At 40.8% G+C, this 13,390-nt stretch carries 12 protein-coding genes and 1 pseudogene; 11 read left to right on the forward strand and 2 right to left on the reverse strand.

All coding sequences use genetic code 11. The features are described from left to right. Positions 1 to 86 precede the first annotated feature (86 nt). The 10 genes and pseudogenes from lrp to V6260_RS01315 all read left to right on the forward strand — a co-directional run bounded on the left by lrp (position 87) and on the right by V6260_RS01315 (position 10,283). Positions 87 to 566, forward strand: coding sequence for a leucine-responsive transcriptional regulator Lrp (lrp, locus tag V6260_RS01270; protein ID WP_341592186.1), 480 nt, complete (start codon positions 87 to 89; stop codon positions 564 to 566). Positions 567 to 731: 165 nt separating this feature from the next. Then, a complete protein-coding gene (locus V6260_RS01275; protein ID WP_341592188.1) occupies positions 732 to 3,266 on the forward strand; it encodes a DNA translocase FtsK in 2,535 nt (844 codons plus the stop codon). Beyond that, the gene (gene lolA / locus V6260_RS01280) at positions 3,263 to 3,889 is read left to right on the forward strand and encodes an outer membrane lipoprotein chaperone LolA (protein ID WP_341592190.1); all 627 of its coding nucleotides are present in this window, start codon (positions 3,263 to 3,265) and stop codon (positions 3,887 to 3,889) included. Before V6260_RS01275 ends, lolA begins: the two co-directional genes overlap by 4 nt. Continuing rightward, positions 3,882 to 5,225 carry a replication-associated recombination protein A gene (locus tag V6260_RS01285; protein ID WP_341592191.1) on the forward strand — a complete coding sequence of 448 codons (1,344 nt, stop codon included), beginning with the start codon at positions 3,882 to 3,884 and terminating at the stop codon, positions 5,223 to 5,225. The genes lolA and V6260_RS01285 overlap by 8 nt, the downstream gene beginning before the upstream one ends. After that, complete coding sequence (gene crcB / locus V6260_RS01290) at positions 5,218 to 5,598, forward strand: fluoride efflux transporter CrcB (protein ID WP_021032117.1); 381 nt, start codon at positions 5,218 to 5,220, stop codon at positions 5,596 to 5,598. Before V6260_RS01285 ends, crcB begins: the two co-directional genes overlap by 8 nt. 9 nt (positions 5,599 to 5,607) lie before the next feature. After that, positions 5,608 to 6,912 carry a serine--tRNA ligase gene (serS, locus tag V6260_RS01295; RefSeq protein ID WP_002962971.1) on the forward strand — a complete coding sequence of 435 codons (1,305 nt, stop codon included), beginning with the start codon at positions 5,608 to 5,610 and terminating at the stop codon, positions 6,910 to 6,912. A gap of 589 nt (positions 6,913 to 7,501) precedes the next feature. Continuing rightward, positions 7,502 to 7,873, forward strand: coding sequence for a hypothetical protein (locus tag V6260_RS01300; RefSeq protein WP_341592195.1), 372 nt, complete (start codon positions 7,502 to 7,504; stop codon positions 7,871 to 7,873). A 107-nt stretch (positions 7,874 to 7,980) separates the two neighbouring features. After that, positions 7,981 to 8,955, forward strand: a pseudogene (locus tag V6260_RS01305) (transposase). Between the two features lie 359 nt (positions 8,956 to 9,314). Continuing rightward, positions 9,315 to 9,734 carry a hypothetical protein gene (locus V6260_RS01310; RefSeq protein WP_341592197.1) on the forward strand — a complete coding sequence of 140 codons (420 nt, stop codon included), beginning with the start codon at positions 9,315 to 9,317 and terminating at the stop codon, positions 9,732 to 9,734. A gap of 117 nt (positions 9,735 to 9,851) precedes the next feature. Further along, positions 9,852 to 10,283 (forward strand): hypothetical protein, encoded by a 432-nt coding sequence (locus tag V6260_RS01315; RefSeq protein ID WP_341592199.1) that lies wholly within the window; start codon positions 9,852 to 9,854, stop codon positions 10,281 to 10,283. Between the two features lie 149 nt (positions 10,284 to 10,432). Here the strand turns inward: V6260_RS01315 and V6260_RS01320 are convergent, their stop codons facing one another. Then, the gene (locus tag V6260_RS01320) at positions 10,433 to 11,623 is read right to left on the reverse strand and encodes a PQQ-dependent sugar dehydrogenase (protein ID WP_341592201.1); all 1,191 of its coding nucleotides are present in this window, start codon (positions 11,621 to 11,623) and stop codon (positions 10,433 to 10,435) included. Here V6260_RS01320 and V6260_RS01325 point away from each other — a divergent pair. After that, positions 11,608 to 12,069 carry a hypothetical protein gene (locus tag V6260_RS01325; protein WP_341592203.1) on the forward strand — a complete coding sequence of 154 codons (462 nt, stop codon included), beginning with the start codon at positions 11,608 to 11,610 and terminating at the stop codon, positions 12,067 to 12,069. The two genes, V6260_RS01320 and V6260_RS01325, sit on opposite strands and share 16 nt — an antisense overlap. A gap of 91 nt (positions 12,070 to 12,160) precedes the next feature. On the opposite strand, the gene V6260_RS01330 is transcribed toward V6260_RS01325, so the two are convergent. Next, positions 12,161 to 13,360, reverse strand: coding sequence for an Nramp family divalent metal transporter (locus V6260_RS01330; protein ID WP_341592205.1), 1,200 nt, complete (start codon positions 13,358 to 13,360; stop codon positions 12,161 to 12,163). Positions 13,361 to 13,390 lie beyond the last annotated feature (30 nt).

The raw sequence follows: 13,390 nt of genomic DNA on the forward strand, positions 1-13,390 counted from the left end.
CCCGTGTGTCTCACCTTTTTTAAAGTCACATCTAGTGTTATCATCTAAATAACAAAAATAAACAGAATAAAAACCTAGCTGGCTGTATGCACCAATTACTCGATAGAATTGACCGTAAAATTTTAATGGAATTACAACACGACGGGCGTTTGTCAAATGTAGAGCTTGCAAGGCGAGTAGGGTTAAGCGCTACGCCTTGCTTGGAGCGGGTAAAAAAACTTGAAAGAGAAGGCTACATACTTGGATACAAAGCGGTGGTCGATCCAGCTAAACTTGGGCAAGGTTTATCTGTGTATGTAGAGGTAACGATAACTAAAACTTCTCCAGATGTATTTGATGAGTTTAGTGTGGCAGTAAAAAAGCACGAAGAAATTATAGAATGCCATTTAGTATCGGGTAATTTTGATTTTTTACTTAAAACGCGCGTAAATGATATGTCAGAATACAGAGGGGTATTAGGCGACATACTATTAAAGTTGCCAAACGTAAGTGAAAGCAGAACCTACGTAGTAATGGAAGAAGTAAAAGGTGAAGAAGGAGTAATTATTCGTCCCTATATTACTTAAGGCTATTCATATTAGCTTGCCATTTGCTTACACACGCTCAAATTATAAAAACTTGTTCATAATCAGGCCATCAATACTAAGATAAAGTGCAACAAATTGCATTTCCTGATAAGGTATTTGACTGCAAGTAAGTGCAAATAGAATAATAAAGAGGGATAGGAAGCTATGCGCCTAAATGGTGTACAAAGACTATTAGAAACAGGGCTGATAATCAGCACCTTTATGGCAATATTTATTTTATGTGCCTTAATCAGTTTTGATCCAGCAGACGCTGCATGGTCGCAAACGAGCTTTAGTGAAGTAAAAAATGTTACGGGTGCCGCTGGTGCATGGGTTGCTGATATTTTATTACTTACTTTTGGTTGGCTTGCCTATTTTGTACCTGCGGTCATTCAGCTATTTGGTTACTTATTATTTAAACAACCTCACCGTATTTTGCAGCTTGATTACACCACATTAGCACTACGTGTAATTGGTTTTGTTTTATTTATTACTTCTGCGACAGCTATCAGTAGCATAAATTTTGATGATATTTATAACTTTTCCTCTGGTGGGGTAGTGGGTGATGTTATTGCGTCGGCAATGATGCCAGCATTTAATTTTACCGGCACATCAATATTACTACTATGCTTCTTTTTTGCCGGGCTTACTTTATTAACGGGTGTATCTTGGGTTGATTTTGTAGATTACCTAGGTGATTTAGTAGTAAAAGCTTACCGTTATATTTCAGAGTATGCACAAGGTTGGATGCATCGAGAGCGTATAGCTGGTAATACAGAGCAAAGTGATACTCAATTTAATAATGAAGAGCAGTTTGAAGGTATTGCGTTCGACTCAAACCTACAGTTTGAGCACTCATCAGAATTTGAAAAAACAGTTGCCGATAAAAACGAAGATAAGCAAAAAGCTACAACAAAAGAACAGCCAGCATTGAATGAATCACAAATTAATGATGACTACAGCCCATTTGATGAGCTTGACGATATACTCGATCAAGAAATTGGCTTTAGCGCCATAGACGACGAGCCAATGGATACAGAGGCTGCACTAAATGCGCTTGATCAAAGCCAAGTCCTTGAACCTGAAAAGCCTGTTACTACGGTTGTATCGCCGGCAAGGCCTATGCCTAAAGTAAAATCTGCATATCAGCCACCACTAACAGCAAAAGAAAAATTCGAAGAGTTACTTGATAAAGAGCCACCGCCGGGGCCTTTACCTTCGCTTGATTTACTCGATAGACCAGATAAAGCTAAAAACCCAATATCACAAGAAGAGCTCGATACCGTATCGCGTCTTGTAGAAACAAAACTACTCGACTTTAACGTGCAAGCCACTGTAGTAGGGGTTTACCCTGGACCCGTAGTAACGCGGTTTGAACTTGATTTAGCACCGGGTATAAAAGTGTCTAAAATTACTGGCTTATCTAAAGATTTAGCCCGTTCGCTTTCAGCTATCAGCGTACGCGTAGTTGAAGTTATACCGGGTAAAACATATATCGGTATAGAGCTGCCTAATAAACACCGCGAAATAGTACGTTTGTCAGAAGTAATAAACGCGCCTAAATTTGAGCAAAACCCATCGCCACTTACCATGGTGCTTGGTAAAGATATTGCAGGGCAACCTGTGTGTGCTGATTTAGGTAAAATGCCACACTTACTCGTCGCTGGTACAACTGGTTCAGGTAAATCAGTGGGCGTTAATGTCATGATAGTAAGCTTGCTTTACAAATCGGGCCCTGATGATGTACGTATGATCATGATTGACCCTAAAATGCTTGAGCTTTCGGTTTATGAAGGTATTCCGCATTTATTGTGTGAAGTAGTTACCGACATGAAAGAAGCCGCTAACGCGCTGCGTTGGTGTGTAGGCGAAATGGAACGCCGTTATAAATTAATGTCGGCGCTAGGTGTGCGTAACTTAAAAGGTTATAACCAAAAAGTACTTGAAGCCAAAGAGGCGGGTTACCCAATTCTTGACCCATTATTTAAAGACACCGATGGCATGAAAGAAGGCCCCGATGAGCTGGATAAACTACCAAGTATAGTAGTGGTTATTGACGAATTTGCCGACATGATGATGATTGTAGGCAAAAAAGTAGAAGAACTTATTGCACGTATAGCCCAAAAGGCACGTGCGGCGGGTATACACTTAGTACTTGCAACACAGCGTCCATCGGTAGATGTAATTACCGGCTTAATTAAAGCCAATATACCTACACGAATGGCGTTTCAGGTATCGAGTAAAATAGACTCGCGTACCATACTCGACCAGCAAGGCGCTGAAAACCTATTAGGTATGGGTGACATGCTTTATTTACCGCCAGGCACAAGCGTACCTGAGCGTGTGCATGGCGCATTTGTTGACGACCATGAAGTACACGCCGTAGTAAATGATTGGAAAGCACGTGCTAAACCAAATTACATTGAAGAAATACTCAATGGCGATGCCACTGAAGATATTTTATTACCCGGCGAAGCTAGCGAAAATGCAGATGAAGAGTCAGACCCTCTTTACGACGAAGCTGTGTCGTTTGTAATTGAAACCGGCAAAGTATCTGTATCGTCAGTACAACGTAAATTACGTGTTGGCTATAACCGCGCAGCACGTTTAGTAGAACAAATGGAAACATCGGGTATCGTGAGTTCACCAGGTCATAACGGTGCTCGCGATGTATTAGTACCTAATGGAGCAAATTCATGAAAAAAGTTAACGCCTTATTATTAGTGTTAGGCAGCGTACTTGCCGCACCAAGCTTTGCTGACGACAGCCAGGTACTGCAAGACAAACTAGCAACACTTAAAAGTTTTAAAGCGCAGTTTTCACAAAATGTAACTGATTCGCAAGGTCAAGCGGTTATGCAAGGCGAGGGCAGAATTGCCCTTAAACAACCCATGATGATTCGCTGGCAGCAAACAAATCCAGACGATACGTTATTTGTATCAAACGGTGATAAAACCTATTACTTCGACAGTTTTGCTGAGCAAGTAACGATTATGAAAACAAGCAGCCTAATCGATTCAACACCATTTGTGCTACTGACATCAAAAGACCCAGCACAGTGGGAAAAATACAGCGTACTTGCAACAAGTACAGGCTTTAGTGTAACGCCAAATAAAGGCGTAGAAAGCCAAGTAGAACAACTTGATATTACCTTTGCAGGTAACCAGCAAGGCCTTGCTAAATTAGTAGTGACAGACAACTCAGGGCAGCTATCGTCATTTACGTTTAACAATGCCCAAGTTAATACACAGCTTGATAAAAGCACTTTTGAATTTACGCCGCCAGAGGGTGTTGAAATAGACGATCAGAGTAGCGGTGAGTAATTTAGGATTTAATTTTGGGCCCGATGTACGCCCACTTGCCGCGCGTATGCGCCCCACAACGCTTGACGAGTATATTGGTCAACAGCATTTATTAAGTGCTGATAAACCGCTGCACCAAGCCATTGTTGCAGGGCGCTGCCATAGTTTAATTTTATGGGGCCCGCCGGGTGTGGGTAAAACAACACTTGCGCAAATTATTGCCAACCATGCTGATGCTTCACTTATTCAGATGTCGGCGGTAACCGCAGGCGTAAAAGATATCCGCGACAGCGTAACGCAAGCGCGGGACAACCTAGAAAGCCGTGGCCAACGCACCCTTATGTTTGTTGACGAAGTTCATCGCTTTAATAAATCCCAACAAGATGCCTTTTTACCGCATATAGAAGACGGAACCTTTATCTTTGTAGGTGCAACCACCGAAAACCCATCGTTTGCACTTAACAACGCTATATTGTCGCGTGCGCGTGTGTATGTTTTAAAGTCGCTTGCCGACACCGACTTATACACTGTAATAGAACGCGCACTTAAACAAGACGAACAGCTAAGCCAAAAACACATCACTATTGCCGATAACGCCAAACAGGCACTTTGCCAAGCAAGTGGCGGCGATGCGCGTAAAGTACTTAATTTACTTGAACAAGCAGTTGATTTAACGACCGAACAAAACGGTCAATACAACGTAGACGAGCACGTACTTAGCCAAGTACTACCTACACATTTAGCTAAATACGATAAAGGCGGCGATGAGTTTTACGATTTAATATCAGCCTTTCACAAATCAGTACGTGGCAGTTCCCCTGATGGTGCGCTGTATTGGTATTGCCGAATTTTAGCTGGTGGCGGTGACCCTTTGTATGTAGCAAGGCGGTTACTTGCCATTGCAACAGAGGATATAGGTAACGCCGATCCGCGTGCAATGGAAGTAGCCTTAAATGCGTGGGATATATTTCAACGTGTTGGCCCAAGCGAGGGCGAGCGTGCAATTGCACAAGCCACACTGTATTTAGCCAGCGCACCTAAAAGTAATGCGGTATATATGGCGTTTAATCAAGCAAAAGCAGATGCCAAAAACGAGCCAAGTTACCCAGTACCAGAGCATTTACGCAATGCGCCAACTAACTTAATGAAAGACTTAGGATATGGCGCTGAGTACCGTTATGCGCACAATGAAGAAGGCGCATTTGCCGCAGGTGAAAAATATTTACCACCTGAAATGGATGGCAAAGAGTATTACTTACCGAGCGAGCGCGGACTTGAACAGAAAATTAAACAAAAACTCGATTACCTAAAAGAGCGCGATGCGCAAAGCCCACTTAGACGATACGAAAATGATTAAACTTTATATGATGATCGCCCTTGGCGGAGCCTCAGGTGCGTGTTTACGGTTTTTTATTAGCGAAAGCATGCTAAAACTCCTCGGTAGGGGATTCCCTTTTGGCACGTTGACGGTTAATATTCTGGGTTCATTGTTAATGGGCATTTTGTACGGTTTGATAGATAAAGAAATTATCACCGCAAGCCCCGCTAAAACCCTTATCGGTATTGGCTTTTTAGGTGCATTAACCACCTTTTCAACATTCTCAATGGACTCGTTGTTGTTATTACAACAAGGTCACTTTATTAAAATGGCCCTCAATATCATCTTAAACGTGATGGTGTGTATTTTTATGGCTTGGCTGGGCCTTCAGCTAGTAATGCAAAAAGGTTAAAAAACTAACATGTTAGATTCTAAATTTTTACGTCAAGACATCGAACAAACTGCAGCACGTTTAGCGGCTCGCGGTTACGAACTCGATGTAGCGACGGTAACGGCACTTGAAGAAAAACGCAAAACATTACAAGTAAAAACGCAAGAACTTCAAAGTCAACGTAATGCAAGCGCAAAAGCAATTGGTCAAGCTAAAGCTAAGGGCGAAGACGCACAGCCACTACTTGATGCAGTGGCTAATTTAGGCAGTGAGCTAGATGCCGCTAAAACTGAGCAGGATGAAGTATTAGCCGCCATTAACGACATTGCTTTAGCAATTCCTAACTTGCCAGACGAGTCAGTACCAGCGGGTAAAGACGAAGACGACAACGTTGAAATTTTAACGTGGGGCACCCCTAAAAAGTTTGATTTTGAAGTTAAAGATCACGTAGATGTAGGGCAAGACTTAAACGGTTTAGACTTTGAAATGGGCGTCAAAATTAGTGGCGCACGCTTTACCGTAATGCGCGGACAAGTAGCGCGTATGCACCGTGCACTAACGCAATTTATGCTAGATACACACGCAGACAAAAACGGCTACACAGAAATGTATGTACCGTACCTAGTAAATAGCGCCAGCCTTTACGGCACGAGCCAACTCCCTAAATTTGCGGGCGATTTATTCCACACATTAGGCCTTGTAAATGACGACGGCGAACAACAAGCCGGCTTTAGCTTAATTCCTACTGCTGAAGTACCGCTTACAAACAGCGCTCGTGACGAAATTTACGACGAAAGCGATTTACCAATTCGTTTAGTTGCTCACACTCCGTGTTTTAGAAGTGAAGCAGGCAGCTATGGTCGCGATACACGTGGCTTAATTCGTCAACACCAGTTTGATAAAGTTGAACTTGTACAACTTGTAAAACCAGAAGACTCAATGGCAACGCTTGAAGAGTTAACAGGTCACGCAGAGCAAATACTACAAGCGCTTGAACTTCCGTACCGTAAAGTAATTTTATGTATGGGCGACATGGGCTTTGGCTCAGCTAAAACATACGATTTAGAAGTATGGTTACCTGCGCAAGACACATACCGCGAAATTTCATCATGTTCAAACATGGCTGACTTTCAGGCTCGTCGTATGCAAGCACGTTTTCGCCGTGAAGGTGTTAAAAAGCCAGAGTTACTACATACACTAAATGGTTCAGGCTTAGCCGTTGGCCGTACACTAGTAGCCATACTAGAAAACTACCAACAAGCCGATGGTACAGTAGTTGTACCAGAAGTATTACGCCCATACATGGGTGGACTTGAAGTAATTGGTAAACAATAAAAATCAAGTTTAAGTTAAGCAAGCTTTAAGTTTGTAAATCTTAAGACGAAAGCCGCTGTTTGCAATGAACAGCGGCTTTTTTGTTTTAGGTTAAAAAGGTAATAATAAGGTTCAGGTAATATGTAGGACGCGCTTTAGCGCGTTACAGTTCTTTGGCAAAACTATGCGCCAGTCCTTTTATCATTTTCTTATGCTAAATTTTGCGAGTTTACTAAATGCTTCAAACATAACTTCACTTGAGTATCTCCCATAGAGACGGAGCGTGTTGCATGTTATTTAAGCAGGTCTAGATAGGCAGGATCTAAAACAAATAAGCTTCAAGAGTGCTCTTTGTGTGGTTTGTAACGATAGCGATTGCTATACATATAGCCTTTAATCGTGGTTAGAAAGAGAGATTTCATAAATGATATTCAACTTTCAAATGCGCTGTGTGTATGGACAGTGTTTTGTCCAATAACATTATTAAAAGAAGTTTTGGTGTATTTTTACAGCAATCGCTTGTTTACATTGAAGTTGTTTAGTGGAATTATTGAACCATGTAATATACGCCGTTTTGGAGTGTTCAATAAGCTGTTAGGAAACCTTATAGATGAAAGTATCTGCCGACAAAGTTGCTGTTATGATAATGTCAATTTGTTTGTCTATTGGAGCAAGTACGCACATTTTAGACAATATTAACTTTGGTTTTTTGCCTTATCGGTTTGCTCCACAGTGGATGAATTTTTATTGGACTTCGCTTGGTTTATTAGACCTGTTCGCAGTACTATTATTAATTAAGTATCGCAAGGCGGGGGTCTTATTAACGTTTCTTATTATGATTAGTGATGTTTATGTAAACTCTTTGGCCTATTATTCACTTAATATAATAATTGACCCAATTGCATTACAGCTTCAAACTTTATTTCTAGGGTTTTGTGTAGGTAGCAGCCTTTGGTTATGGAATCGTTCAGAAAGTGTATAAATAACTTCCTAAGCGATAATCGATAACAGTGACACCCATCCTATTTTTTGCAGTTTAGTGAACAAGTACTAGGCTTTTATCAGTGTGAAAAATAAGCAGGGTGTCTTATGGCAATTGCAAGAAAGCGCCAAGTAAGTTTGGTTGATACAAAGTACTACCATTGCATATCACGTTGCGTACGCCGTGCATTTTTATGTGGGGAAGACCACTTTACAGGTCAATCCTACGAGCATCGTAGAGGCTGGGTTGAAGATAAACTGCTTGAGTTAGCCAAAGTGTTTTGTATTGATGTATGTGCTTATGCTGTTATGAGTAATCACACCCATTTAGTGCTGTATATTGATGATAAAAAAGCGAATAGGCTAAATGATAAAGCGATTGTTATTCGCTGGCACAAGCTGTGTAAAGGCACTGTACTTACGCAAAAATACATACAGGGTGAAAAGCTAAGTAAAGCTGAACTTATCTTTTTTAATCAAACAGTAAAACAATACCGCGAGCGCCTATCAAGTATTAGCTGGTTTATGCGGTTGTTAAATGAAAACATTGCTCGCAGAGCAAATAGAGAAGATAACTGCACTGGCCGTTTTTGGGAGGGACGATTTACGTCTCAAGCATTATTAGATGAAGCAGCCCTTGCGGCCTGTATGGCGTATGTCGATTTAAACCCCATTAGAGCCAAAATGGCTAACACCCCAGAAGAGTGAGACCATACCAGCATCAAACAGCGTTTAACGTATGCAAAGGATGGCAAGCAACCAAAACAACTACTGCGCTTTGCAGGTATGCCACGTCAAATTATGCCAAAAGGGCTGCCGTTTGAGCTTAAATCGTACCTTGAACTTGTTGAGCTAACAGGGTGCTGTATACGAGAAGACAAACGTGGTTATATTGAAAGTACACACTTACCCTTACTCGAAAGAGTAAATATCTCCCCAGAAAACTGGTTAAAGCTCACCACACAATTTACGCGTGTATTTCATGGTGCAGTCGGCAGGCCAGCCTCACAAGAAGGTTATTGTGAAAACTTAAACCGAAAGCGGCGAGCGAATATCAGTAACTGCGAAAAGCTACTGGCATAAAACTTAAACTACTCAGTAAAACTATCCAGTAATAAATCACAACTGCATTATGCAGTCATTTTCATGCGTGTAATTTAGGTTTAACAGTGATGATTGCTTATATAATGTGTAATGCGCGAGTAAAGATATAAAAAGAGGTGAACTCTTAGCTCAAAAAAGCAAATTTAGTGGCGCGGCCAGATTAATTTACAATTGGAGTGGCTGTCTAGTCTAATGGTCTAATGCGATCTTTGATATCACGCGTAAACATTAAACAATCGATTGTACATAGATAAAAACCCGGCTATGGTTTGTTTATCAAGATAAATAAACCAGCTAATTTACAGGCCCGTTATGTCTCACGGAGGTTTTATCGCTCTATGAATGTTTTTCTAATCCTTGCAGGTACATTAAGTGCTGTTGTAGCAACTTTGCATTTAGGTTGTATCTATTTTGGAGGTTCTTGGTATCGATTCTTCGGTGCAGGAGAGCAAATGGCATTACTTTCTGAGCAAGGAAGTATTCAACCAACTCTTATTACTAGTGTAATTGTTCTGTTTCTATCAACTTGGTCATTGTATGCATTTTCAGCCGCAGGTGTGATTTTTAAACTTCCATTCATCCGACTAGCTCTTGTACTAATAACTTTTATTTATTTAGCTCGCGGTGTTGCTGGATTCTTTCTGATAAATAACCCTATGGGGCGTTCGCCTGAGTTTTGGGTTTGGAGTTCTATTATTTGTTTATCTTTTGGTATTGTTCACTTTGTTGGTTTAAAACAACAATGGGCAAGCTTGTGAGTAAAGTGTAATCTAATAAAGAATCAAACAAGGGCCATTACAATTGGCTTTTGGTAAAGCATTATATTTATAGTTAACTACTGGCCGCCAATAATTGACGGAACAAGGAATATTAAAATGGATAAAATGTCAGTTCACATAACCTCTAAACCTTTAGAAACTTACCCGCAAAAACAAATTTTAAAGGTGGTAGCTGATGAAGTAACCGAAAAAGCGATTGTGCACAAAGCAGCTGTTCAAAGTGACCAAGTGGATATATCCGAAGAAGGAAAAGAAAAAAGCCTGGAAGATCAAAATCGAGAGGCGTTTCGTAAATTATCAGGCAATGAAGATGTAAGTCAGGCATCGCAATCTGAAGAAGACCCACTTGATGAACAGATTGCTGAAATACAAGAGAAGCTTGAAAAGCTACTACAAGAAGCTGCATTATTACGCAGTAAAGAAGATGAAGAGTCACAAGCTAAAGTGAAATTACTAGAAGCCGAAATTACAGGGCTTAACACTCAACTGATTGAGTTATTGAAACAGAAATTAGAAGCGGATAAATAACAAACATTGTAAGTATTCGCAAAGGCAGTTGAAGACAAGAATGTTATAAAGAACATAATAAAGACGCATACCTTAATCTTAAAACTAAAGTGGCTTATTTAAAGCCGCTACGTTACTTTAAAGCACAGCGGCTCTTATTTTTTTGTGAATTAATTTGATGTCATCAACATTAGCTTTGCATCTTTAGCGTCTGTTAATACCGCGACATTACCTTTATCAGTTATTAATACATCTCTTAATCTTCCAGCGGCCTCAGGGAAAACGTGATACTGCGTAAACTTACCATTGGCCAGATTAATGCTGTAGAGCTTTTTATCAACGAGCGTGGTAATGAGCACATGTTGTTGTAATGAAGGAAAAGCTGCGTGTTTAGAGCCATAATACGCCATGCCTGATGGCGCTATTGATGGCGTCCAATTAACACTTGGTTTTTGCATGCCCTTATATTCGGTAAATGGTGAAATACGCGCTTGCGAGTAATCTTTGCCATAGGTGATTACCGGCCAGCCGTAATTAGTGCCAGCGGTTAAGTAGTTCAGCTCGTCACCGCCTGCAGGGCCGTGCTCGTGGCTAACAGTTTGCTGGGTATCGTAATCATAAACTAAGCCCTGAGGGTTACGATGACCAAGTGAGTAAACAGCATGTGCATTTAGGTTTTTGTGATTAATAAATGGGTTGTCTGTTGGAATGGTGCCATCTAGGTTTATACGTAATATTTTACCAAGTTGGCTGGTGATAACTTGTGCTTGCTCTCTAAAGTCAAACCCATCGCCCGTTGAAACTAATAACGTATTGTCGGGTAGGACAAGGGCGCGTCCTGCGTAATGTTGCGGTGTGTTTTTATCAGTCGTTACTTTATAAATAACGTTAGGCTTTGAAAAGTCAGTGCCATTAAACGTGGCTTTGGCAACAGCGAGCCTATTTGCGCTTGCATTACCTTGGGCATAAGTAAAAATAATTTCTTTGGAGTCGTTATAATCTGGTGATAATACTATGTCGAGTAAACCACCTTGGCCGGCAACGTATAAGCCATCAAGGTTTAATTTCACTCTTGATTGCGCGTTGTTTTTAACTATAACTACGTGACCATCACGCTCTGTAATTAACCATGTGCCGTTTGGTAGTTCAACCATGCTCCACGGAGACTGTAAATGCGTAGCCAGTGTTTTTGTACTGTATTGCTCCTTTGGTAACGTAGCATCTGCATTAACAGAAAACGAAAGAAGCGAAAGCAGAGTAAAAAAAGAGATACATTGTTTACGGGGCAAGCCTTTGCTAGCATGACTAGTATAAGAGAAAAGCTTTATTTTAAGTTGAGATAACCATGTCGTTTTTAACACGTATATTGCCTTCATTTTTAGTTTCTTGGTTACTTACATTCACACTTGCTAGCTTGTTTCATAGCCAATACGTTGTCAATCAATTAGTTAATGTAGATGTGGTAGTGGGCTTTAGTGATCGTGCTAGTTTAACGCTTGATGATTGGTTAGGCCTATTACCTACCTACGGCGCTATTATTGCCGTAGCACTTGCCATCGCTTTTTTTGTTACCGTAAAGCTTAATAAAAAGGTTCAAAAATACAGTACTCAGCTATTTGTTATTGCTGGCATTGTGGCATTTACTATTGTGTTAATTGCCATTGAATCAATTATGAATATTCATATTATAGCGGGCGCAAGAGGCTGGGGTTTTTATGCTCAACTGCTTGCAGGCGCGGTAGGTGGTTTTGCGTTTTCGCAATTATTTAAAGCAACTAAAAACCAAAAAAGCGTGTTAGATGTGTGAATATAAGTACGGCTTATACGTTATTTGGTGATTAATAAAGGCCGCTGTTTATTGTAAACAGCGGCCTTTAAATATGGTTTTTAGAATTTAATCAAAAAATTAAACTAATTAGTTTGTAGCTACTTAGCCCAAAAATTAGGATTAAAACGGGCAGTGTAACCAGGTTTAATACCAAAGAGTTAGTGTAGTTTCCCATAACGCCTTTTTGATTAACCAGCCATACAAGGTAGGTGCTAACAATAGGAAGTAATAACCCGTTAGCCGCTTGTGCGAATATAATTACCGCGACAGGGTCTAAACCGAGTGATGCCACCGCAGCACCAAATAATAAAATAACAATAGCAACACCTTTAAAACGTGCGTTACCCATATCGTTTGACCAACCTAACATGCCACACACGGCGTAAGCACCCGCAAGTGGCGCTGTAATCGCGCTTGTTAAACCTGCAGAAAATAAACCAATGGCAAAAAAGTAATGGGCTGCTTCGCCAAGCAACGGCTCTAATTGTACGGCCATGTTTGCTGCACTAATTTGCCCCGCGTCTGTGCCATAAAAAGCGACCGATGCGGTAGATAAAATAGCTAATGTGATCACGCCTCCTAAGGTAATAGAGAGGCCGGTATCGACATTAGTTTGTTTAATTACTTTGTTCAGATCACTATTGCTATTATGCCTAGCGGCGAGCACACCTGAATGTAAAAACAGGTTGTATGGCACAATGGTCGTACCAACTAAAGCGAGTATGGTTGTAATAGAACCCTCTGGCATACTAGGAATAAAGCCGGCAAATACATCGCCCAATGAAGGCGATGCCATTACAAGTGTAGAGATAAACACTAAGCTCATTAAAATAACCAATATAATAAGCGCGTTTTCTACCACTTTATGTTTACCGCTATACAGCAATGCAGCACTTAAAAATGCAATGAGAGGCGTCCATATTTGAGCGTTCACTTGCGGGAATATTTCAATTAAGCCCATACTAGCGCCACTTAAATTACCCGCTTCATAGGCTGCACTGCCCACACCAATGGCGCTAATAACTAAAAATATAGCCAAAGATTTAAATAAAGGCGTTTGAATATTTGCTCTGAGTGCTTGAGCTAAGTCTTGCCCTGTTGCAACGCCAAGGCGCGCCGCCATAGATTGTAATAATATGGTGGCAATAACTGAAAACAGTAATGTCCATACAAGTGCAAAACCAAAGTTTGCACCTGCCACGCTGGCGGTAGTAATTGTTCCTGGCCCAATGAAGGCTGCAGTGACGAGTAGTCCTGGTCCTAATCGCATAATTGACCTTAATAGTGCTAATGCATGTTG

Origin of the sequence: Pseudoalteromonas aliena (assembly GCF_038155085.1) — a bacterium.
In the GTDB taxonomy this organism is placed as follows: domain Bacteria; phylum Pseudomonadota; class Gammaproteobacteria; order Enterobacterales; family Alteromonadaceae; genus Pseudoalteromonas; species Pseudoalteromonas aliena_A.

Excerpts from the sequence above, each read along its gene's own strand:
- lrp (WP_341592186.1), top strand. The coding sequence starts at position 87 with ATGCACCAATTACTCGATAGAATTGACCGTAAAATTTTAATGGAATTA.
- V6260_RS01275 (WP_341592188.1), top strand. The coding sequence starts at position 732 with ATGCGCCTAAATGGTGTACAAAGACTATTAGAAACAGGGCTGATAATC.
- lolA (WP_341592190.1), top strand. The coding sequence starts at position 3,263 with ATGAAAAAAGTTAACGCCTTATTATTAGTGTTAGGCAGCGTACTTGCC.
- crcB (WP_021032117.1), top strand. The coding sequence starts at position 5,218 with ATGATTAAACTTTATATGATGATCGCCCTTGGCGGAGCCTCAGGTGCG.
- serS (WP_002962971.1), top strand. The coding sequence starts at position 5,608 with ATGTTAGATTCTAAATTTTTACGTCAAGACATCGAACAAACTGCAGCA.
- V6260_RS01300 (WP_341592195.1), top strand. The coding sequence starts at position 7,502 with ATGAAAGTATCTGCCGACAAAGTTGCTGTTATGATAATGTCAATTTGT.
- V6260_RS01310 (WP_341592197.1), top strand. The coding sequence starts at position 9,315 with ATGAATGTTTTTCTAATCCTTGCAGGTACATTAAGTGCTGTTGTAGCA.
- V6260_RS01315 (WP_341592199.1), top strand. The coding sequence starts at position 9,852 with ATGGATAAAATGTCAGTTCACATAACCTCTAAACCTTTAGAAACTTAC.
- V6260_RS01325 (WP_341592203.1), top strand. The coding sequence starts at position 11,608 with ATGTCGTTTTTAACACGTATATTGCCTTCATTTTTAGTTTCTTGGTTA.
- V6260_RS01330 (WP_341592205.1), bottom strand. The coding sequence starts at position 13,360 with ATGCGATTAGGACCAGGACTACTCGTCACTGCAGCCTTCATTGGGCCA.